A 19235-nucleotide genomic window follows, 5' to 3' on the forward strand; every position below is an offset into this window, starting at 1 on the left:
GAAAGGACTGCCATGAACTTGATTGACCTCTCGATCCGACGCCCGGTGTTTGCATGGGTTCTAATGTTCGCTCTGATTGTTTTCGGAGCCATCTGTATGAACCGCATGGGTATCAGTCAGCTTCCGGACGTGGATTTCCCGGTGGTCAGTATCTCCGTCACTTACGAGGGGGCCGCCCCGGAAGTTGTCGAAGCCGAGTTGCTGGACCCTATCGAGGAACGCCTGCTGGCCATCGAGGGTATCAAGGAAATGCGTTCTTCAGCCCGACAAGGGTCCGGGTCCGTCACGCTGGATTTTGATATTAATCGCAACGTCGATGTCGTACTGCAAGAAGTTCAAACAGCACTTAGCCGTATGCGCTGGCCTCCCGGAGTGGACCCGGCCACCATCCGCAAACAAAATCCCGAAGAAGACCCGATCATTATTTTGTCGGTCTTTGGTGAAGCTCCCCTGCGAGACATGATCAACTGGACCGAAAACTATCTGCTGGATCAAGTCCGCTTCCTGCCAGGCGTGGGTGAGGTCAGCATCGGTGGTTTCAGTCAGCGTAATCTGCGCATTTGGGTGGACACTAAAAAACTAGAATCTTTGTATCTGACCCTCAATGACGTGGTTGCCGCGATTAACACTCAACACTTGGAAAGTGCCGCCGGGCAATTTACTGAAGGCGAACGCGAGTTGCGCGTGCGCTGGTTGGGCGAAGCCACAGATGTCAATGAAGTGGCCAACATTCAGATTCTGCGCCGGGGTGGCCAGCGCATCTTTGATCGTGACATCTTCATCAGGGATGTCGCCCGGGTGGAGGACGGTCTTTCTGACGTTCGCCGCACGGCCCGGGTCGATGGGCGTCAGGCCGTTTCCATCATTGTGCGTAAGCAGCGTGGTACAAACGAAGTCACTGTCGCCAATGAGGTCCGCGAAAAACTGGATAGCATCAAAGGCTCTTTCCCGGAAGGCTTCAATTTCCGGGTCAATGTGGACTTCACCCGCCCGACAGATGCCACGGTCAATCTGACGATTGAAAAACTATGGGTGGCAGCCCTGATTACGATTTTAATCTGCTTCCTGTTCCTTGGAAACGTTCAGGCGGCGATCAATATCCTGTTCTCGATTCCGACCTCCATTGTCGGGACATTCATCATCTTATATTTCTCAGGATTCACGCTGAACCTGTTCACTCTGCTGGCGTTGACTCTTTCCATTTCCATCGTCGTCGATGATGCCATCATGCTTTTGGAAAATATCATCCGCCATTATCGGATGGGTAAAGGATCGGCCAAGGCCGCGTCGGATGGCGCAAAAGAAGTTCTGCCCGCGGCCGTGGCCGCAACTTTGGCAGTTATCGCGGTCTTCCTGCCAGTTGTGTTCATGGACGGGATCATTGGTAAATTCTTCTTCCAGTTCGGCGTCACCATGAGTGCCGCGGTTTCCCTGTCACTTTTGGAGGCCGTTACCATCACCCCAATGCGTGCGGCAGCCCTGCTCAGTACAGAACCAAAAATCTCTAAACTGGAACACTTTCTGGATGAGCTGTTTGAAAAGTTCGCTCATGCCTATCAAAAAGTTCTGCATGGAACTCTGCGCTTTAAGTATCTGGTGGTTCTGGGCTCGGTAATCTTCTTCGTTGTGTCCCTGTTCCTGGTCAGCAAGGTTCGTCAGGAATTTGTTCCGGCACAGGATCAGGACTTTATCATTTTGAATGCGCAGATGCCTCCGGGCACATCACTGGAAGCCACCAGCAAGGCCGCAGAAAAACTTGAAGCCGTGCTAAAAGACGATGCAACTGTGGCAGGATTTGTAGTCTCTGTCGGCGGTGGTGGCGGTGGTGCCAATGTGAATCAAGTCTTCATGCCCGTGGCATTGAAAGCCCGCGCAGATCGTTCGGAAGGACATCTTCAGATCATGGACAGATGGCGTAAGGAATTCCGCAAGATCAAGGATATGCGGGTTTCCATGCGTGATATTTCCGCACGTAATCTTTCCTCGGGACGTCAGAACCCGGTGGCGATCAATCTGCGCGGTCCCGATCTGGATGTTCTATTTGAAAAATCCAATGAACTGATGGACCGTCTGGAAAAAGAAAATCTGGCCGTGGATTTGGATACAGACTTCCGTAAAGGGATTCCTGAGCTGGTTTTGACTCCGGACCGTAAGGCCATGGCGGCTCGCGGTGTTTCTGTTGAAGACGTCGGGGCGATTCTTTCTGCGGGGGTCGGTGGCCTTCGTCAGGGACGTTACACTGCTGATGGCAGACGCTATGACATTCGTTTTAAATTCATAGAAGAACAAATCCAAAAACCTGCGGACTTTAAACGGCTGTATGTGCGTAATAACTTCGGCAATCTGATTCCTTTGTCCCAGCTTGTAAAAATCGAAGAACAAAAAGCCATTCAGGGTATCAGCCGTGTGAACCGTCAGCGTGCGATTTCCGTGTTCGGAAATCTGTCTCCGGGACAGTCTCAGGCCACCGTGCTGGAACGCACCAGTGCCATTGCCAAAGAGATTCTGCCTCAGGGGTATTCGTTCGCTCTGGAAGGGGCTTCTGCCGGATTTGCTGATTCCTTTAAAAGTCTTTATTCGGCGATGATGGTCGGCATTCTGGTGGCCTATCTGATTCTGGCCGTTCAGTTTAACTCTTTCATCCATCCTGTTTCAGTTTTGGTGGCCTTGCCATTCTCAGTGACCGGAGCCCTGGTGGCTTTGTGGATGTTTGATATTTCCCTGAATCTGTTCAGTTTCATTGGTTTGATTGTGTTAATGGGTATTGCCAAAAAGAATTCCATCCTGCTGGTGGAGTTCACAAATCAAGTTCGCCATCACGGGGAAACCGACATTGCAAAGGCCCTGCTGGCGGCCTGCCCGATTCGTCTGCGCCCGATCCTGATGACTTCGGTGGCAACCGTCGCCGCGGCTTTGCCTTTGGTGATCGGTCATGGTATCGGTTCAGAAACACGTATTCCAATGGGTCTTTCCATTATCGGGGGAACCATTGTTTCCACGCTGCTGACTTTGTTTGTCGTGCCGGCGCTGTATTTGATGCTTTCACCACTGGAAAGCAAAAGGAAAAAGGTTGAACTGTGAAGATTGTAAAGCAAGCCCGGCGAACAATTTACTTTGTGTTGGGTTGGCTGTTTCTGGCGCTGGGGATCATCGGTATTTTTTTACCTCTGCTTCCGACAACACCCTTTCTTTTACTGACAGCTTTCTTTTTCGCCCGCAGCTCAATTCGCTGGCATAAATGGCTGCTGGCGCAGCCCCATCTGGGACCCATGATATTGGACTGGCAAAAGCATGGGGTGATCCGCACCCGGGCCAAGCTGATGGCCACGGGTTTGATGGTTCCTCTGGTTTCCCTGTCCCTTTTCTTTGGTAATGTCCCCTTCTATGCGAAGATTTGTGCAGCAGTGGTCTGTTCCTGCGTGCTGGTTTTTATCTGGACGCGCCCCTCGGTCTCACATCGAGACAGCGCGACTGACCAGCCATCTGACAGATGCTGATCCCATAGACATTACCTGTGATCACTTTAAGTAAAATCCCCTCTACACCTTTACCTAAGTCCAGCCGAAAAGAAGTGTCCGGGGGAATGTATGATGACTATTCGTCAGTGGTCGAAGCTGGGTGCTTTGAGTACGGGTTTTCTTTTACTCTTAGCTTATCAGAATTTTACACCAAGCAATTTGAACGCTGCCGCCACTTGTAGTGCCAGCAAGATCGCTGAAATTCTGGCACCAGCCAGCGAGGCCTGCCCAGAAACGGCATATCGACATATCATCATGAGATTTCTACTCTATTGAAGCCCTACAAGCCATTTCATCTGCGCATGAAGCTTGCTCCTTGAAAAAAGAATGAAGGAGTGTGAATGCGCTGGCCTCGGTTGATTCTTATTTTGGGACTGTTGATTTCAGATATTGCCCTGGCGACAAGTGCGCCGACAGTGCCTGCGGCCTCTGCATCCGAAGGGTACTATCGTTTGATCAATGGTACGGACAACTGCCCTGCCGAAGTGGAGTGGACGGAAGACTGCGATGGTTTTGCCCTGTATCCTTCAACTCAGGGCACATCCATGGATACGATTCGCTTCTGCCAGATCAACCGCGGATTTAAGGTCATTCAATCACCGGGACGAAAAATTTTACGGGAAGTGGTCAGTCGCGACAACTTCATCAGTAAAAAAGAAACCACTATTTACATCGACAAAGACAACTCTTTGAGTTTATTGCAAGAAGACACCGTGATTCAGGACGGCCCGAAAAAGTTCCTGTGGGAACATAGCCGAAACGGGCGCGGTCACAGTTGCCTTTATACCAAGTAAGCAAATAAAAATTTAAGCGGATTTATTAAGAATGGCTTTATAAGCCGTTTCCAGAAACTCCAACGATTCGCGGTCACTGCGGCGAATCGCCGCCTGATAGGCCTCTGTCACGATCTTGATGGAGGCTCCTGCCGGAACCCCCAAAACCTCATAAGCATCCCAGGAATGCCCGTTGTAATTAAACATGATGTTAAGGCTTTTGGATTGGCTCCCCGCAAGATCGGGGTGCACCTGAGGGGGTGCAACATTTCGACGCAAAGGCTCGATACCCGGCGCCTGTTCTGGCGCAGGATCGATTAGAGGTGGGGCACTGTCCTTCGCCTTCAGGTTCAACTGGGTCGGGCGACGGCTGCCGCCTCGTGAAACGAGATACCAGAAAATGAAAGCCCCTGCTCCCACTAGATTCAATGTCAAAAAGTCTTGGCTATTCATCCAAGTTCTATTATTGGTTGTGTGGAGCAAATTAGCAAGGAGTCACCTTCATGGCAGCCCCAAATCCCTTTGAAAAACAGACAGGCATTCCCGGAGTGAAACATATTATCGCGGTCAGTTCCGGCAAGGGCGGCGTCGGTAAAAGTACGGTGGCTACCAACCTTGCTATGGCTTTAGGCAGAAAGAACAAGGTCGGCCTGTTGGATGCGGATATTTACGGCCCGAGCATTCCTCGCATGTTAGGTTCTTTGGCGCAAAAACCTCATATCAACCCGGATACCAATCAACTGGAACCTATCACCCGTTACGGCATCAAGCTGATGAGCATCGGCTTCCTGGTGGAGGAAGGTGCGGCCGTTGTCTGGCGTGGACCGATGTTGTTTAAGGCCATGGATCAATTCCTGCGCGATGTGAACTGGGGTGAGCTGGACTATCTGGTTGTGGATCTGCCACCAGGTACGGGTGACATTCAACTAACTTTGGCGCAAAAAGTTCCGGTGTCTGGTGCTGTGATGGTTTCCACTCCGCAAAACGTGGCTTTGGTGGATGTGAAAAAAGCAGTCGATATGTTTGCGCGTGTGAACGTGCCTTTGCTGGGGCTTGTGGAAAACATGGCTTACATGATCAACCCTGCCAACGGTGAAAAAATGCAGCTTTTCCCTAAGGGCGAAATTGATTCTTACGCGGAATCCAAAGGCATCAATAAACTTGGCGAAGTTCCTTTCAATCCTTCTGTGGGCATGGCGTGCGAAGCCGGCATTCCTATCGTGGAAGCCAACAGCAATGGTGCAGAAGCGCAGGCCTTCATGAAGATCGCTGATGAAATTCGCGAACTTCTTCCAACAACCTAGTTCAAATTTTTAAAATTCTATTTTTTATTCTCAAAAAAGGCCGTCGTTCTGACGGCCTTTTTGTTTCAAGCCAAAACAAAAAACCATTCTGTTTCCCGCCCTGATACACAAATCCGACGTAAATTGAGAATCGACATCCGTGCTATTGAAATTAAAACTTTGGTCGGGCTATCCTGATTGTGTTGAAACCACAAGGCTCGTGAGACTTACCTCTGAGTAAGTGAACGCTAGTAGGGCCAGCTAAAGGAGGACACGGATGAATTTTCGTTTTTACGAACATCACGATGACGAACTGAAGTGAAGATGCGTCACCAGGATTATTAAAAAGAGGTGCGGTTCATGCCTCTCTAAACAAGAATGGACTGGTTGGATCTGATGAATAACTCAAAGGAGGTTCCTAGGGTTATACTCGTTAGGATTAAGATCCTTCCTTTGCCTCAAGGCAAACCGTTCGGAAACGGCGGGACGCAAAGCTAAAGGGGTGTCGGTCTTTCGGACCATGCCAGCCAGCTGCCAAAGGTCATGAGTCACCTGAGGAATCAGAGGTGTGCATATGGAAGGAACAAATACATACAAGGATTGGTTTCATTCCCCTTAGCTAGCGAGTTATCACTGACGATTCCTCGCTAGCACTTTTTTTGGGCTCTGTCTTTTTCAAGACGACTTCGCCCCCAGCACAATCAAAATAAAAACTATTTCTTAAGAGATACCAGCCAGTTCAATTTATCCGGCTGACTTCCACGTTGAATGGCCGTGATCTCGCTGTAAAGCTCATTGCTTAATGGACCATTTTCATTGTTGTTGATAACCCAGTCCTTGCCACGGTAGTGCAACACGCCCACAGGCGAAATAACCGCCGCTGTGCCCGTTCCGAAGACTTCCTTAAGTTCTCCCCTGCCCAGACGCTCGATCACTTCTGTGATCGTAATACGACGTTCTGTGACCGGCAGCCCCTTAGAACGCAACAGTTCTAAAATAGCATCGCGGGTCCCGCCCGGCAGAATACTGCCGTTCAATTCCGGTGTGACGATTTCGTTATCGAAGACAAAGAACACGTTCATGGTGCCGACTTCCTCGATCCCCTGGTGTTCCACGTCCAGCCACAAAACCTGTGAATAGCCCTGCTTCTTGGCTTCCAAGGCCGCCTTCAGACTGGAGGCGTAGTTCGCCCCGGCCTTTACAGCCCCCAAACCACCCGGCGCCGCACGAAGATACTTTTCCTCCGCCCAGATTTTTACCGGCTTGGTCCCTTCAGAATAATAAGAACCCACCGGAGACAAAAGAATAAAGAAAATAGTTTCGCGCGAAGGACGAACCCCCAAAAACGGTTCCGAACCAATCAACGTGGGACGGATGTACAGGGACGTGTTCGGTTCTTTCGGAATCCAACGTTCATCAACCGCCACCAGTTCCTGCAAAGCGTCCATGAAAAGCTCCAGCGGAGGAGCTTCCAAACACAGACGAGCGGCCCCGTCGGCCATACGACGGTGATTGAACTCGGGACGGAAGAAAACCACTTTGCCGTCCTCTTGACGGAAGACCTTCATACCTTCAAACAGAGCCTGACCATAATGAAAAACAGAAGCCCCCGGGTCCAAAGAAAGCGGACCATACGGAACAACAGCGGCTTCGCTCCACCCTTTGCCTTCGGTGAATTTTGCCACAAACATGTGATCAGTGAAATATTGCCCAAATCCAAGTTGATTGGACGGAGGAAGGGCCTTTGGCGATGTCGTCAGAGTCTTGGTAATTGTTGTCATACCAAGGACCTATCGAACATAGACAGATTGGTCAAACTTCGATTGCGGTTTTCACCTTTTAATAGGCTGAATCAGCCCCACGGCCCCGTGTTAAAAGATGTCACACGAACCTTGCTCATAAACTTTGTTCACTAAAGCTTGTGCACGTACTGCCGAAGGGTCATCAGAGGTGTCTGTGGTGATGTCAAATCCCATCAAAACACTGGTGGCACTATTCAAATCAGCAGCTGAATTTGGAAGCCCCTGACGGTTCATATGTTCCAGTTGTTGAGCCGCCACACAGTCCGCCTGAAGCTCCATGGCCAGTCCACTGGTTGCCAGCAGGTCCTGCATAGACGCCACCAGATCACGTCCGGCGGGCCACTGCCCGGCTTTGACCGCATCGTAAATTGTTTTTAGCTGATAGGCTGCGGCCCCCAATGGCAATGGGGTCTTTTGCATATTGTGAGCTTTTTCTGAATGCGCCAGTTCATGCGCAATCACGGCAGTCAGTTGCGCAGAAGACAACGCCTCAACAATGCTTTTGGTTAAGAACATGTTGTTACCAAAACTAAATCCGTTGGGTTCGCCCGGCAGCCCCTGAATAATGATAATGGAAAGCTTATCATAGCGATACTTGAACGCCGGATACTGATAGATTTTGTGCAATGCCTGCTCGGCTTTCTGTTTGATTTCCGGAGCCTCAATTTCTTTAAACTGCGGATGACTGACCTGACTTGCCGCCATCAAAATACCACGCACCAACTGTCCCAGATAATAATCGGGCGACACATACTGAGCGACAGACGCTTGTGCCTGAACGGCCATCAAACAAGCCAATACAACCTTAACAGCAAAAACACTTTTCCAACGCATACACAACCTCGCTCGTGGAATTGTATCCTAGCGATATTCATACCCGCGCCGTGACGAATCTAAAGCCGAGAGACCATCCAATACGCGCCTAAAACGGTACTGCTGCCGCGAATTGGCCTTTGCCGCTGCTGGTCCCCTGTCAAACATATCAACAGCTCCGACAGTGTCATAACCGCTTGATTTCCCTTTCAGACTGGCTTCGCCTTTGCTGAAAAAGCGATCATGCGCACTCATGCTTTTAAAATCTTCATTACAGGTCTTTTGATATCCGGTTCTGCCTGGGCTTCTGATGTTCCGGCATTCTGCAAAACGCCCGTCGTCAGTCTGAAGGATTCTGATCAAAAGATTCTGAATCCCTCCCTGACTGGACATCTTTATCAACGGGCGTACCTAAAGCTGGCGCAAAGACTGAGCCTTGAAAACCTGAATACCATCGAAGCCTATGCCGCAACCCTAAGCACACGTCTGCAAAAACAACAGATCGAAAGTTTTAAATCTGTTTTCGCAAAATATGGTCAGGCATCGGACTATGAAAACTTCATTCAAACCCTGAAAAAGACCGATTATTGGAAGCCGGCCACACGCATGTCGAACTCTTATGTTGCGGTGGTTGCCGCCCTGGCCCGGCATTTGGGTGAAATCAACCTTACCGACAGTGAAATTGAAAGCCTTTGGATCAGCAACAACTGGCCCCGCATCGACGGAACTTCTTTATCCAAAAAATTAGCGGCTATTTCCGGAGCGACAGAAAAGAAACGTCATTTGACGGTGACCGAATTTAATTCCCTGCTGCGCGGCCTGGGACGTGATTGCACGACCATCACAGACGCCGAAACGCAAAAGAAAATGCGTCAGGATTACTGGCTGACTTTGCGTGAAAATCAGACGGCAGATGTCAATGGATCACAGATTGTGGTTCTGGGGCAGGTCTTTGTCGCCATTCCTTCCGTCAAACTGCCAGATCAGCGTCTGAACCCGGGTTCGACTCAAATTGTGGCACTAAAAAAATACCCCGGCGAAAAATACGAAACGTATATTCAAAAGCGCCACGCCATCAATCAAAAGGCCGATCTGGATGTGATTCGTTACTTCCATACCAACTACGGCGATTCCGCCTACGTGGTCGTCGATAAGAAGCAAAAGCAACTGCTTTACTTCCGTCAGGACGGTGTGGAGCTATCCCGCTCTGCTCTGGAAATCTTTGCCGGGGATGAAATCAACTCCGGTGGTGCGGGAATCTATTTCTATGCGTCACAAGCTTCCGGCTTCCACTTCCTGCAGGCTGAACGAGACAATCTGACACGTGCGGTGTTTAAGTCCAATGCTTCAGTGCCAGTGGGAACTCCGGTGTATGTACTGCCGGCAACTGCCGAACATCACTTCCGCATCCGCAATCATCGCCTGACTTTTGGTGCAAATAAGGTCTTCCGTAACCGGGTGGCGTATAACTACACACCACTAAACCGCGACTTCAAAAAAGTCGCTATCAGCGTCAACCTGAAAGACAGCTTCACCAAAACCTATGTCAAAGCCCTGCAAGACGAGAAAAGCACTCTGATGAGTCTTCTGCGCATCGAGGATGATGATTACAACATGCTGGCTCAATTCGCCTTTGGTGTCCTGGCCCCGGAAACCGACTATGGCCAGAACTGGAAATATAAAATCAAGGAACTGGCCCCGGTGCTGGTGTCTTTGGCAAAAGGGAATGGCTTTGATACGGATGCCAACAGTCGTGGACCGACCCAGATCAAACGCATTCCGGAAGTTATCATTGAACATTATAAAATGGAAAAAAGTGATTTGCAGGACCCGCGGTCTGCCGCCATTGCCACACTGGCATTCAGTGCAGACCTGATGAAGGACCTGCGAAACGTGGCGCACTACCACCCGGACATCACCGAGGAAACTCTGCAAAGCTACCTGTACTATCTGTATCAGGGACGCCGCTGGGAAATTCGTGAAGCCACAGCGACGCCGGATAAAAACGCCTCGATCCGCAAGATCAAGAGCGCTATTTCTTTACTGTCAATTCAGGACATTTAGTATCGCGCCGGACAGGTCACGGTGACTTGCTCCGTTTTTTTCTTCAGTGACAGGGATAAATCACTGTCACTTTCAGTATGAACAGAAACATCAGCAACGGACAGTGTTGCCAGATAGCGGCCATCCACTTCCACCACGCGGGCGTTGAAACTTTCCATCTGCTGATCCAGAACCCAGCTGGCCAGATCTGTATTTTCCTTTATTTCCACAGTCAGCTCGGCCTGAATTTCATAGGACCTCGCTGGGCTGCGATATTCCACAAAACACACCGGATTTGCCGCCAAAGCCACTGACGCCGTCAAAAATGTCACAACAGATAAAACCAGATTTTTCATAGGACCTCCACAACGAAAGGCCTTATACCCCCGAACGCCGTTATTCTAAATTGAATTATTTTAAATATAATAATAACATTTTATTATTATGTCCGAACCGAACATTTACCACCTGAAATACTTTATCAAAGCTGCGGAACTGGGCAGTCTGGCCGCCGCCGCCAAGTCCCTGAACATCAGTCAGCCCGCTATCAGTCAAGCCATCAGAAAACTTGAAGAAAATCTGCAATGCGAACTTCTGCTGCATACTAAAAATCGCTTTAAACTGACCGAAGAAGGCCGCCTGTTGCTGGAACGTTCCCGCGGAATTTTAAGCCAGCTTGAAGATTTAAAAAGTGATCTTAAGGGCCGTTCTGAAATTGTTTCAGGGCCTTTGACCCTGGCCACGTCCAGCGCGGTGGCGCATTATCTGCTGCCTGCACCGTTAAAAAACCTGCTGAAGACCCATCCGTCTGTCACCCCGGAAGTTCATTTTGGTTCGGTTCAGGAAATTATGCAGATGGTTCGTTCAGGTAAATGCGAACTGGGTCTTGTCATTGACGACAGCCGCCCAACCGGATTTGAAGGAAAATTGTTGGGCGAAGGGGGCTTTCGCTGCATTCAAAAATCAACAGCCGTTCCTGTTCAACCTCGCTTCCTCAGTACTTTGGAAAGCCCGGGGAAAACTGAATTGGAAAAAGCTTATAAACGCGCCAGCGGTAAAGCAGCCCTCACCGCTTTGACCGTTGAAAGCTGGGAAGTCATCGCACAAATGAGCCTGCTGGGGCTGGGCGTGGGGTTTGTACCGGACTTTATTGCGGCTTCTCAGCCTGGAGTAAAAACCATCGAGGAATTTTCAGAATGGGCGGAAAGAATCCGCTACAAGATTTATCTGATTCATCTGGGGGAACATCAGCTTTCAAAGCCCGCGCGTTTGTTTGTCAAAGCATTGACTTAAGATGACAATAAAAAAGGGACTCTTTCACAGAGTCCCTTTTTCTCATTTTGAAATTTCTTTGATCTCTTACTGATTCACTTCATTTGGGATCACAATACGTGCGCCCACCATGATGGATGCCGGGTTGCGGATATTATTTTTCTGCTTAATATCTGAAACAGCCACATTGTATTTCGCAGCGATCACAGAAAGATTCTCTCCACGACGGACAACGTGAACCTTGGCTTTAGGTTTGTTGGACTTCGCCACATCCACAGACGCCTTGGCAATGGAAGAGCTGCCTGGAGTCGGAACTTTCAGTTTCATGCCCACTTTCAAAACGCGACCGCGTTTGATGTTGTTCATACGCTGAAGTTCAGAAACGCTGGTGGAATACTTACGTGCAATCGTGAACAAAGAATCACCGGATTGAACGATATAGTAACGACCATCTCTGCTTACGGTCACTGTTTCAACACTGTTTTGAGTGCTGGTCGGAGCCGATTTCTTAGCCACCATCGAGCGATTGGAAGAACGGTCTTTCAACGGCGTGCGATCCGGAACCTGAATACGCATGCCCACACGCAATGGCTTGCGGCGAGGGATATCATTCAGATCACGCAGATAAGCCACAGTGGTACGGTAACGACGAGCCACAGTGCTTAGAGTATCACCGCGACGGATGCGGTAAGTTTGTGTGTCACCGGAATCAGCGATGAACTGTACGCTTCTTACAAAGCTTTCTGTCGCAGCCACTTTGGCATCATTTGCTGTTGCCGGTGGAACACGCAAAACCAGATCACTGCCTTTTAGAATCGCCACTTCACCTTTGAACTTTGGATTCAGAGCTTTGAAATCCTCATAGTTCAAATTCAGTTTTTCAGCCATCAAACGCAGGTTCACCGGCTGATTGACTGTGATGTGATCGAATTCAATTGGTGGAAGATAGTCGATGTCATCGAAACCGTATTTCGCAGGATCTTTACCGATCATTTTCGCGGCAATGAACTTAGGAACATAGTTGATGGTTTCCGCCGGAAGTCTTTTCTTACGAGCCAGCTCCCAGAAATCACGCGTATAGTGATTCATCACTTCACGCTTCACGCGGTTTTCACCGACGTTGTAGGAAGCCATCGCCAGATACCAGGATCCGAACACGCTATAAAGACCTTTGAAATATTCAGCCGCTGCTTGAGTGGCGAAAACCGGGTCACGGCGTTCATCCACGAAGGCGTTGATATCCAAGCCATAACGTTTGCCTGTGCCACGAATGAACTGCCAGTAACCCACTGCCGACGCATGTGACGTCGCACGGGAACTGAAACCAGATTCAATCAAAGCAATGTAGAAAAGATCTTCAGGAAGTCCGTTGTCACGCAAAACTTTTTTCATCAGTTTTTCGTAACGAGTGGAGCGAGCCAGATAACGTTCCATATGCGGGCGACCACGACCCTGGAAGTAGGCGATCCATTTCTCAACAAGCGGGTTTACTTCTGTAGGGATGGATTCCAATTCCTGATCCACCACCTTGGGGCCTTCGGGGTCGGACAAGCGGAACGAGCCAATGTCCTTCAAATCCCCTTCACTGTTGGATGCTGAGTTCTTACCAGCATTTGTGCCCAAATCCTTATGAGCACACCCTGCCAAAAAGGCCAGGACCAAACTCAATGTTAAAAGTCTCCTCATGAGTCCTCCGACGCAGTTTTCAGGCTACAAAAGTCAGAGGACTTTTTCAATAAAACATCGTCCTTATTTTGCCTTTTTAATCAGCAAATCCTGCCATAGGACGGGATTTGGGGCATAATTTCCCTTTTCAGAGAGGCGATAGAGCAGGACGTTTCTTAAGATCGCTTTCACATAGAAGCTCGTCTCTGTCCATGGCAACTCATCAAACCACAGCTCATCAAGGGGTTCAGAGCTGGGCCTGGAAACTAGTTCGCCAACCTCAGTTCTTCCTTCCATCCACAACTTCATGCGATAGGGTCCTGCGTTATAAGCCGCCAAAGCAAATGGCACGCTTCCCTGAAACTGGTCTAACATCTGGGAGATATAAAAAGCCCCCATCGGAATATTTACTTCGGGACGGAACATATCATCTGGCAGCTCCACTTTCATTCCCAGCTTGCGCGACACTTCCTGAGCTGTCGGTGGAATCATCTGCATCAGGCCCAGAGCATTGGACGTGGAAACCGCTTTCAAATTAAAGGCACTTTCCTGACGAGTCAGACTTTTAAACAAAACCGCATCCACACCGTAGCGTTCCGCCTCAGCCTGATACAGACCTGCAAACGCTTCAGGGTAACCAATCTTTACAAACTGCTCGCGACGCAGACGAGGATCAGCCTCCATCGCTTCATTGATCCAGCGAATGGCCGTAACATACTGCTGACGCTCCATCATTTTTTCCGCCAGATTCACCTTCAGCGTTGCATCTTTCATAAACGGCATGAAGGAAAGTTCTTCCTGCGCTTCACTGACCCAGCCTGATTCAGACAGGGACTTAAAACGCTGCCACGCAGTCTTCTGCGCACCCACGACATAAAATTCATTCGTCAGCGTCGGGGCCTTGTCTTTATTTTCCGGCCAGGTCAGCTTTCCATCCTGAGCTTCTGCACGCAAACGCAGGCCATAATACGAGAATGGAAAACGATCCATCAAATCTGCCGCCGCCTGTTTGGCACGATCGGATTTACTGCCCTGGAACGAACGCACCAGCCAGTACTGCGCATTCAGCTCATAACGATCACGCCCCTGCTGCAACAGTCTTTCCAACAAAGCCGAGGCGTTCGTGAATTCTTTTTTGCGATAATAAATCAAGCTGGAACGAAACAGCGCTTCAGCAGCTTCGTCCGACCCCAAATGATTGGTGAAAAGTTTCTTATAAAGATCCAGCGCCCGGTCATATTGTCCCAGAAAATGGGCGGAGCGACCGGCAATCCACAAAGCGGATGTCGTCGTTGGTGCCGACGGATTTTTACCCATGGCTTTCAAAGCCAGGGACATCGCTCCGGCAAAGTCGGCACGTCGATGCAGGTTCTGCGCCCAGTCCATCAGGCGTTGTGTGTCGGCTTCTTCCATTTCATTCAAGGCCTTCACCTTCACCAGATTTTCTGAAAGCGAATTATAAATTTCCAGCGGCTTGTCTTTCAAACGCCGAGCCGCGCGACTGCCCGGGTATTCATTCAGAATCTGCACCGAATCCTTCAATGCCGAGATCGGATCATTCTGCTTCAAGGCCGCAGCCACCCGTTCTTCCAACTTTCCTTCTTCACCACTGACTTCCGGAATGCTGACGGCGGGCTTCGAGGGCGCCACCACCGTGACTTTCGTGCGGCTGATAAAATCCAGTTTGTCCTGCAAGTATTTTGAATCGCGCTGATCCTGCGCCTGCTCATAGAAGAACTGCGCCTGGGCATAATTATTATCCAAAAGCGCCAGATCCCCCAAAAGCTGATAAGCCCGGGCCTTTTGATCTTTGTTTAAGGAATAAGACCCCGCCAGCAGGGCATCAATGCCACCGGCAGCAGTTTTAATTTTACGGCTGACCTGATCTTCAAGAGCCGCAAGTTTCAAGCTGACATAAGCCTTTGCCAAATTGACAGACCATGGGCCCTCCTGCATCAGATCCTTATGCGCTTCCAAAGCACTTAAGGCCCTGTCCACCGCAGCACGGTCTTTAACTTTGTTCTGCGCGCCTTCCAAGCAGTGCAGCCAGCTTGTTGCCACCCAGCCACGCAAGTCCTTGCGTGCATTAAATACCTGAGGCGCCAGCCTGGAACATTCCGCCCACTTCAAATGAATCTCGTAATCTTTCAGCTGCGACAAAGCGGAAAGCTTCACTTTCTTTCTTTCTGACGTCTCCTGATACAGATTCACCACATTGCCAGAGAGTTCTTTTTTCACATCAATTTTATGAACCTGTGCCATCGCAGTTGAACCAAGTAAAAGACCGGCAAATACAAAATTCTTTTTCACGGAGCATCCTCCTCTGAAGGACCCACAACCTGCAGGTTTCCTTTATAGTCGCTCATATCAAAAGCGGATTTTCTTAAATAGACCACGCTGACTTCTTTTCCCTGACGGAAGACTGCTTCAATCTTCCAATAGGACTCATTCAAAAGCAGCTCCAAAGGTTCGCTATCAATCTTTTCACAGAAATACACCAGGGCATCCGGCAAAATTCTTTTGCTGCAAAGCTCATAAGCCGAACCTTTGAAATCACGCAGAAGCCAGGGCCAGGGCCACTGTTCTTTCATGCCGAACTGCACAGTTTCCCTGCTCAGTTCGGGATGAGTTTTCAAGGCCGCCGTAATTCTGTCGGAAAGTTCGACCAGTTCGTAACTTGAATTCACATAAACATAGGGATGTGTCAAATCCATCGGCACCTGATAGACAGAAATATAAGTGCTTCGGAAGCCTATCAAAACCAAGCCGGTCCCTGCCACCACAAACAGCCAGCGCCCGCGGGATCGCAAAGCAAAAATCTGTTCCGCCATCAACGCCAGAACAAAATAAAAACCCCACACCAGCGACAACACGCACCACACGGTCTTATAAGGGATCAAGGAATAAACCAGTAATTGCACCAGTGAAAACACACTGACAACCCGCAAGGTCCGATGACGGGAAAAAACACCAACAAAGGAACACACCACCGCCAACAGCGCCAATGGTTCCGCCGTGTAAAGCACCTGTATCCAGTACCAGAAGTTTTTTTCGTGTCCCTGCCCGTGCACTCCGGTTTTTAACCATGGCAAAATGGCCTTGAAAAAATCCAGCAGTCCTGACGGATTTTTAAAAAAGCCCGTAAACAACTGCACAAACAACAAAAGCAAAAGCAAAAACAAGACCGTCACCGACCGGGTCCAGGCCTGCCGGATACGGGACAAACCGAACAGCTCTTGCAAAGCCTTCGGCCCCAAAGCTATAAACCCCGCAACCCAGGCAAATAAAGTGACCACAAAAGTTTCCTTCAGTGTCACCATTCCCCACAGACCAACTAAAAAGAGACTTAAAGCTTTGCTGTCCGCCTGCTGCACCCAACGCAACAGTCCCAAAGCAAACACGATCTGAAAAAAGACAAATGGCATTTCGTGAATACCAGAGCGGCCAAAGAAGATAAATGCCGGGCTGATCAAAATCAGCACCGCCAGAGCGATATTTACAAATCGGGACCGCAAAGCCCCATACAGAAAGATCATCACACTTAAGACACTGAAAACCGCCGGAACGGCCCGCAGCACTTGCAAACTGCGGCCCCACAGGGATTCAAACACCTGCAGGACATAGAAATACAAAGGCCCGTGATAATTGTTGGGATCGTACTTATAAAAACCCAGCTTGGACATCTGCAGGACAAACCAGCCGTTGATACCTTCGTCAAAATGAATGGGTTTATTCGTCAACAACAGAAAGCGGCTCAGAATTGCCAGCAGCAAAAGCCCCGTCCACAGCGCAATTTCAGAGAAGTTCGTGACCTTCGATGATTTCATTGCTAACTATCGTAAAGATGGAATCTGCTGTGTCAACCCCGCTCTTATCCTTGGTGATATATTTGGATCAGGAAAACAAACACCTGACAGACTGCTTGCGCGATCTGCAAACTTTTTTCACCAAATTCCCGGTGCCTTACGAAGTTGTCCTGATCGCCGAAAAAGATGTTGTGGTCTCAGCTCCTGCCGCCCCCGTTCGGGTTGTTCAAAACAAAAAATATCTGGGCCGTGCCGCCAGTCTGTGGCAGGGACTGCAAACAGCCCAAGGCCATTTTCTGGCTGTATCATCGGTGGAAATGAACACACCACTGGGGGATCTTTTCCGCCTGCTGCAACATCTGATAAGCGAGGAAAAAGTCGATCTTTACTGGGGCGATCGCTATGCGCAAAAGAACAGCTCTTTTTTAAAGAAAGAAAATCCACGTCAGAAGAACGAGCATCTGTTTAACGGGATTCTTAAGGAAAAATTCGGCCCGGTGCCTGCAGACCCTCTTAGTGATGTGATCATGATCAGACAGGAGGCTTTTAAAAAGCTGACCTCGCAAGGACAGAAACAAAAGATCAGGGGATGGTATCTGGGGCCGTCATTATTGCGCACTTTAAAACAGCAGCCTTTGCAGATGGAACAGTTGCCCGTCCTGGATTCAGGGGTGACAGCCCCCGGCTTTTCCCTATGGAACGCGCGCTGGAGCCTTTTCAAAGAGTGTCTGCTCTAGCCCCCGCAAGGCCTCAAAAAGATAATAATCCAGCCAGCGATTCCCACCCACAGGCAGGGCCCCCTGATGCAGATATCCCATGTGCCCGCCCCGCTTTTCAATATGCAGCTGAACGTGTTTGGAAAACGGGGCCTTCAGATAATCATGAACTGAAACAAACGGATCATCCCCGGCCGTCAAAGAATATGTCGGCACATCAATATTTCCGACATAGTTCATGGACGAACAGCGCTGATAATAGTCCTCGCGGCTGGTAAAGCCCGATGCCGGAGCCGTATAGATCTGATCCATGTCCCACACCGTGGCCCAGCGTGGGATCTCGTAGCGTTCTGATATCAATCCCATCTTGTATTTTTCATCGACCAGTTTACGCAGACGGGACACAAAACGCAGATCATAAAGACGGTTCAAACCGGACTTCAGCAGCAACGACCCATTTTGTAAATTTATGGGTGCATTGACTGTGATGGCACCATCCGGTTTTTCCCGGCCGGCAAAACCACCCAGCAGACATAACATGATATTGCCACTTAAAGAATATCCCACCGAAACATGTTTCTGCTTTGGAAACATTCGGCGCAGATGGCTTAAAACAACAGAAACATCCTCTGCACTGCCGGAATGATACGGGCGTTTGGCATATGGTGCCCCTTCACCCGCCCCGCGATGGTTCACCAAAACCACCGCGTGACCCAGTTTCTGACAAATCAGCGCCGTTCTTTGCATGTAGTCCGAGGAAATATCCCCGGAAAGCCCGTGAAAAAGACTGACCACAAGAGACGATGAACCCGGAAGATAAGAACAAAAAAGTCGATCTCCATCCGGAAGATCGACTTCAAACTTTTTACCAAAATCAGAAAGCTCGACTGACTTAAGGAAATGAGCCCACAATGTCTGACCATGACCGCTGTCGGCCCAAAAAGGCGCTGAACATGGAATCAGGTCAAGTCGTCGCAAGCTTACTCCTTACAATAGAACGTTCCGTTCACATAAACATATCCATCCGGCCTTCTGCCGCGCGGATCGTGGTGCAACCAGTGCAGCAAGCCACCTTTATTTGTCCAGATGAACTGACCACCCATCGCAATTCTATCGCCCACTTTCAGAGGCACACGAGGGCACATATCCAAATTATACACAGCTTGCATGGTCTCGCCATTAGAAAGACGTACAGTCCATTTTTGATGTTCAAGACCACTGTTGTCGTCCGGCAGGATCTTGGTCACAACCATATCCGCACCTTCAACAAAGTCCTCACGACGGCGATTGCTGACAGCATCCACCAGTTCGCTATCATCAGTGATATGACCAGTTTCCTGATAAGTCTTGAAGCGAGCCGCTTCTGCAGAATCCATTTCGGAAAAAACAACCAGAACAAATGCAAAAACATAGATGGCCAAACGAACCCAAGACTTCATCACATCCCCCTTCATGATTGAAGCACCCCGATACGGGCGGAAGTCTGCTCCAATCGCGGACATCTGACAATCAAAAAGAGTCTTATATTCTCTGTAAAATTTACT

17 protein-coding genes and 1 riboswitch are annotated in these 19235 nt (G+C 49.4%); of the genes, 8 read left to right on the forward strand and 9 right to left on the reverse strand.

The window, feature by feature from the left end:
* The first annotated feature begins 12 nt into the window (after window positions 1-12).
* The 4 genes from EZJ49_RS02490 to EZJ49_RS02505 all read left to right on the forward strand — a co-directional run bounded on the left by EZJ49_RS02490 (window position 13) and on the right by EZJ49_RS02505 (window position 4312).
* Window positions 13-3081: an efflux RND transporter permease subunit gene (locus EZJ49_RS02490; protein ID WP_262554034.1), complete on the forward strand. Its 3069-nt coding sequence runs from the start codon at window positions 13-15 to the stop codon at window positions 3079-3081.
* A complete protein-coding gene (locus EZJ49_RS02495) occupies window positions 3078-3497 on the forward strand; it encodes a YbaN family protein (protein WP_262554036.1) in 420 nt (139 codons plus the stop codon). Before EZJ49_RS02490 ends, EZJ49_RS02495 begins: the two co-directional genes overlap by 4 nt.
* Window positions 3498-3587: 90 nt before the next feature.
* A complete protein-coding gene (locus EZJ49_RS02500) occupies window positions 3588-3794 on the forward strand; it encodes a hypothetical protein (protein ID WP_262554038.1) in 207 nt (68 codons plus the stop codon).
* Window positions 3795-3859: 65 nt separating this feature from the next.
* Window positions 3860-4312 carry a hypothetical protein gene (locus tag EZJ49_RS02505; protein ID WP_262554040.1) on the forward strand — a complete coding sequence of 151 codons (453 nt, stop codon included), beginning with the start codon at window positions 3860-3862 and terminating at the stop codon, window positions 4310-4312.
* Window positions 4313-4324: 12 nt separating this feature from the next.
* On the opposite strand, the gene EZJ49_RS02510 is transcribed toward EZJ49_RS02505, so the two are convergent.
* Complete coding sequence (locus tag EZJ49_RS02510) at window positions 4325-4726, reverse strand: hypothetical protein (protein WP_262554042.1); 402 nt, start codon at window positions 4724-4726, stop codon at window positions 4325-4327.
* A 68-nt stretch (window positions 4727-4794) separates the two neighbouring features.
* Here EZJ49_RS02510 and EZJ49_RS02515 point away from each other — a divergent pair, with 68 nt between their 5' ends.
* Window positions 4795-5595, forward strand: coding sequence for an Mrp/NBP35 family ATP-binding protein (locus EZJ49_RS02515; RefSeq protein ID WP_262554044.1), 801 nt, complete (start codon window positions 4795-4797; stop codon window positions 5593-5595).
* Between the two features lie 431 nt (window positions 5596-6026).
* A riboswitch (cyclic di-GMP riboswitch) is annotated at window positions 6027-6113 on the forward strand.
* Between the two features lie 174 nt (window positions 6114-6287).
* On the opposite strand, the gene EZJ49_RS02520 is transcribed toward EZJ49_RS02515, so the two are convergent.
* Together EZJ49_RS02520 and EZJ49_RS02525 are read right to left on the reverse strand one after the other, a co-directional pair.
* Complete coding sequence (locus EZJ49_RS02520; protein WP_262554046.1) at window positions 6288-7355, reverse strand: branched-chain amino acid aminotransferase; 1068 nt, start codon at window positions 7353-7355, stop codon at window positions 6288-6290.
* 90 nt (window positions 7356-7445) lie between these two features.
* Window positions 7446-8210, reverse strand: a complete 765-nt coding sequence (locus EZJ49_RS02525; RefSeq protein WP_262554048.1) for a M48 family metalloprotease — start codon at window positions 8208-8210, stop codon at window positions 7446-7448.
* A gap of 222 nt (window positions 8211-8432) precedes the next feature.
* Between EZJ49_RS02525 and EZJ49_RS02530 the strand changes: the two genes are divergently transcribed.
* Window positions 8433-10253 carry a hypothetical protein gene (locus tag EZJ49_RS02530; RefSeq protein ID WP_262554049.1) on the forward strand — a complete coding sequence of 607 codons (1821 nt, stop codon included), beginning with the start codon at window positions 8433-8435 and terminating at the stop codon, window positions 10251-10253.
* Here EZJ49_RS02530 and EZJ49_RS02535 read toward each other — a convergent pair.
* On the reverse strand, window positions 10250-10588 hold the full coding sequence (locus tag EZJ49_RS02535) for a hypothetical protein (RefSeq protein ID WP_262554051.1): 339 nt from the start codon (window positions 10586-10588) through the stop codon (window positions 10250-10252). The two genes, EZJ49_RS02530 and EZJ49_RS02535, sit on opposite strands and share 4 nt — an antisense overlap.
* Window positions 10589-10676: 88 nt before the next feature.
* Between EZJ49_RS02535 and EZJ49_RS02540 the strand changes: the two genes are divergently transcribed.
* Window positions 10677-11525: a LysR family transcriptional regulator gene (locus EZJ49_RS02540; RefSeq protein WP_262554053.1), complete on the forward strand. Its 849-nt coding sequence runs from the start codon at window positions 10677-10679 to the stop codon at window positions 11523-11525.
* Between the two features lie 66 nt (window positions 11526-11591).
* On the opposite strand, the gene EZJ49_RS02545 is transcribed toward EZJ49_RS02540, so the two are convergent.
* The 3 genes from EZJ49_RS02545 to EZJ49_RS02555 all read right to left on the reverse strand — a co-directional run bounded on the left by EZJ49_RS02545 (window position 11592) and on the right by EZJ49_RS02555 (window position 16996).
* Window positions 11592-13190, reverse strand: coding sequence for a LysM peptidoglycan-binding domain-containing protein (locus tag EZJ49_RS02545; RefSeq protein ID WP_262554055.1), 1599 nt, complete (start codon window positions 13188-13190; stop codon window positions 11592-11594).
* 63 nt (window positions 13191-13253) lie between these two features.
* Window positions 13254-15479, reverse strand: coding sequence for a transglycosylase SLT domain-containing protein (locus tag EZJ49_RS02550; protein WP_262554057.1), 2226 nt, complete (start codon window positions 15477-15479; stop codon window positions 13254-13256).
* Window positions 15476-16996, reverse strand: a complete 1521-nt coding sequence (locus EZJ49_RS02555) for a flippase activity-associated protein Agl23 (RefSeq protein WP_262554058.1) — start codon at window positions 16994-16996, stop codon at window positions 15476-15478. Before EZJ49_RS02555 ends, EZJ49_RS02550 begins: the two co-directional genes overlap by 4 nt.
* Between EZJ49_RS02555 and EZJ49_RS02560 the strand changes: the two genes are divergently transcribed.
* Entirely contained in the window at window positions 16987-17712 is a 726-nt protein-coding gene (locus tag EZJ49_RS02560; RefSeq protein ID WP_262554060.1) for a hypothetical protein, read from the forward strand. The genes EZJ49_RS02555 and EZJ49_RS02560 overlap by 10 nt on opposite strands.
* On the opposite strand, the gene EZJ49_RS02565 is transcribed toward EZJ49_RS02560, so the two are convergent.
* Window positions 17668-18669, reverse strand: a complete 1002-nt coding sequence (locus EZJ49_RS02565) for a YheT family hydrolase (RefSeq protein WP_262554062.1) — start codon at window positions 18667-18669, stop codon at window positions 17668-17670. The two genes, EZJ49_RS02560 and EZJ49_RS02565, sit on opposite strands and share 45 nt — an antisense overlap.
* A 2-nt stretch (window positions 18670-18671) precedes the next feature.
* On the reverse strand, window positions 18672-19130 hold the full coding sequence (locus EZJ49_RS02570) for a DUF3465 domain-containing protein (RefSeq protein WP_262554063.1): 459 nt from the start codon (window positions 19128-19130) through the stop codon (window positions 18672-18674).
* Window positions 19131-19235: the final 105 nt, after the last annotated feature.

Origin of the sequence: Bdellovibrio bacteriovorus (genome assembly GCF_025558485.1) — a bacterium.
GTDB classification, from domain to species: domain Bacteria; phylum Bdellovibrionota; class Bdellovibrionia; order Bdellovibrionales; family Bdellovibrionaceae; genus Bdellovibrio; species Bdellovibrio bacteriovorus_G.

Coding starts and splice junctions, on each gene's coding strand:
- EZJ49_RS02520 (WP_262554046.1), bottom strand. CDS start 7,355: ATGACAACAATTACCAAGACTCTGACGACATCGCCAAAGGCCCTTCCT.
- EZJ49_RS02545 (WP_262554055.1), bottom strand. CDS start 13,190: ATGAGGAGACTTTTAACATTGAGTTTGGTCCTGGCCTTTTTGGCAGGG.
- EZJ49_RS02570 (WP_262554063.1), bottom strand. CDS start 19,130: ATGAAGTCTTGGGTTCGTTTGGCCATCTATGTTTTTGCATTTGTTCTG.
- EZJ49_RS02540 (WP_262554053.1), top strand. CDS start 10,677: ATGTCCGAACCGAACATTTACCACCTGAAATACTTTATCAAAGCTGCG.
- EZJ49_RS02490 (WP_262554034.1), top strand. CDS start 13: ATGAACTTGATTGACCTCTCGATCCGACGCCCGGTGTTTGCATGGGTT.
- EZJ49_RS02500 (WP_262554038.1), top strand. CDS start 3,588: ATGATGACTATTCGTCAGTGGTCGAAGCTGGGTGCTTTGAGTACGGGT.
- EZJ49_RS02525 (WP_262554048.1), bottom strand. CDS start 8,210: ATGCGTTGGAAAAGTGTTTTTGCTGTTAAGGTTGTATTGGCTTGTTTG.
- EZJ49_RS02515 (WP_262554044.1), top strand. CDS start 4,795: ATGGCAGCCCCAAATCCCTTTGAAAAACAGACAGGCATTCCCGGAGTG.
- EZJ49_RS02555 (WP_262554058.1), bottom strand. CDS start 16,996: ATGAAATCATCGAAGGTCACGAACTTCTCTGAAATTGCGCTGTGGACG.
- EZJ49_RS02505 (WP_262554040.1), top strand. CDS start 3,860: ATGCGCTGGCCTCGGTTGATTCTTATTTTGGGACTGTTGATTTCAGAT.
- EZJ49_RS02530 (WP_262554049.1), top strand. CDS start 8,433: ATGCGCACTCATGCTTTTAAAATCTTCATTACAGGTCTTTTGATATCC.
- EZJ49_RS02535 (WP_262554051.1), bottom strand. CDS start 10,588: ATGAAAAATCTGGTTTTATCTGTTGTGACATTTTTGACGGCGTCAGTG.
- EZJ49_RS02560 (WP_262554060.1), top strand. CDS start 16,987: ATGATTTCATTGCTAACTATCGTAAAGATGGAATCTGCTGTGTCAACC.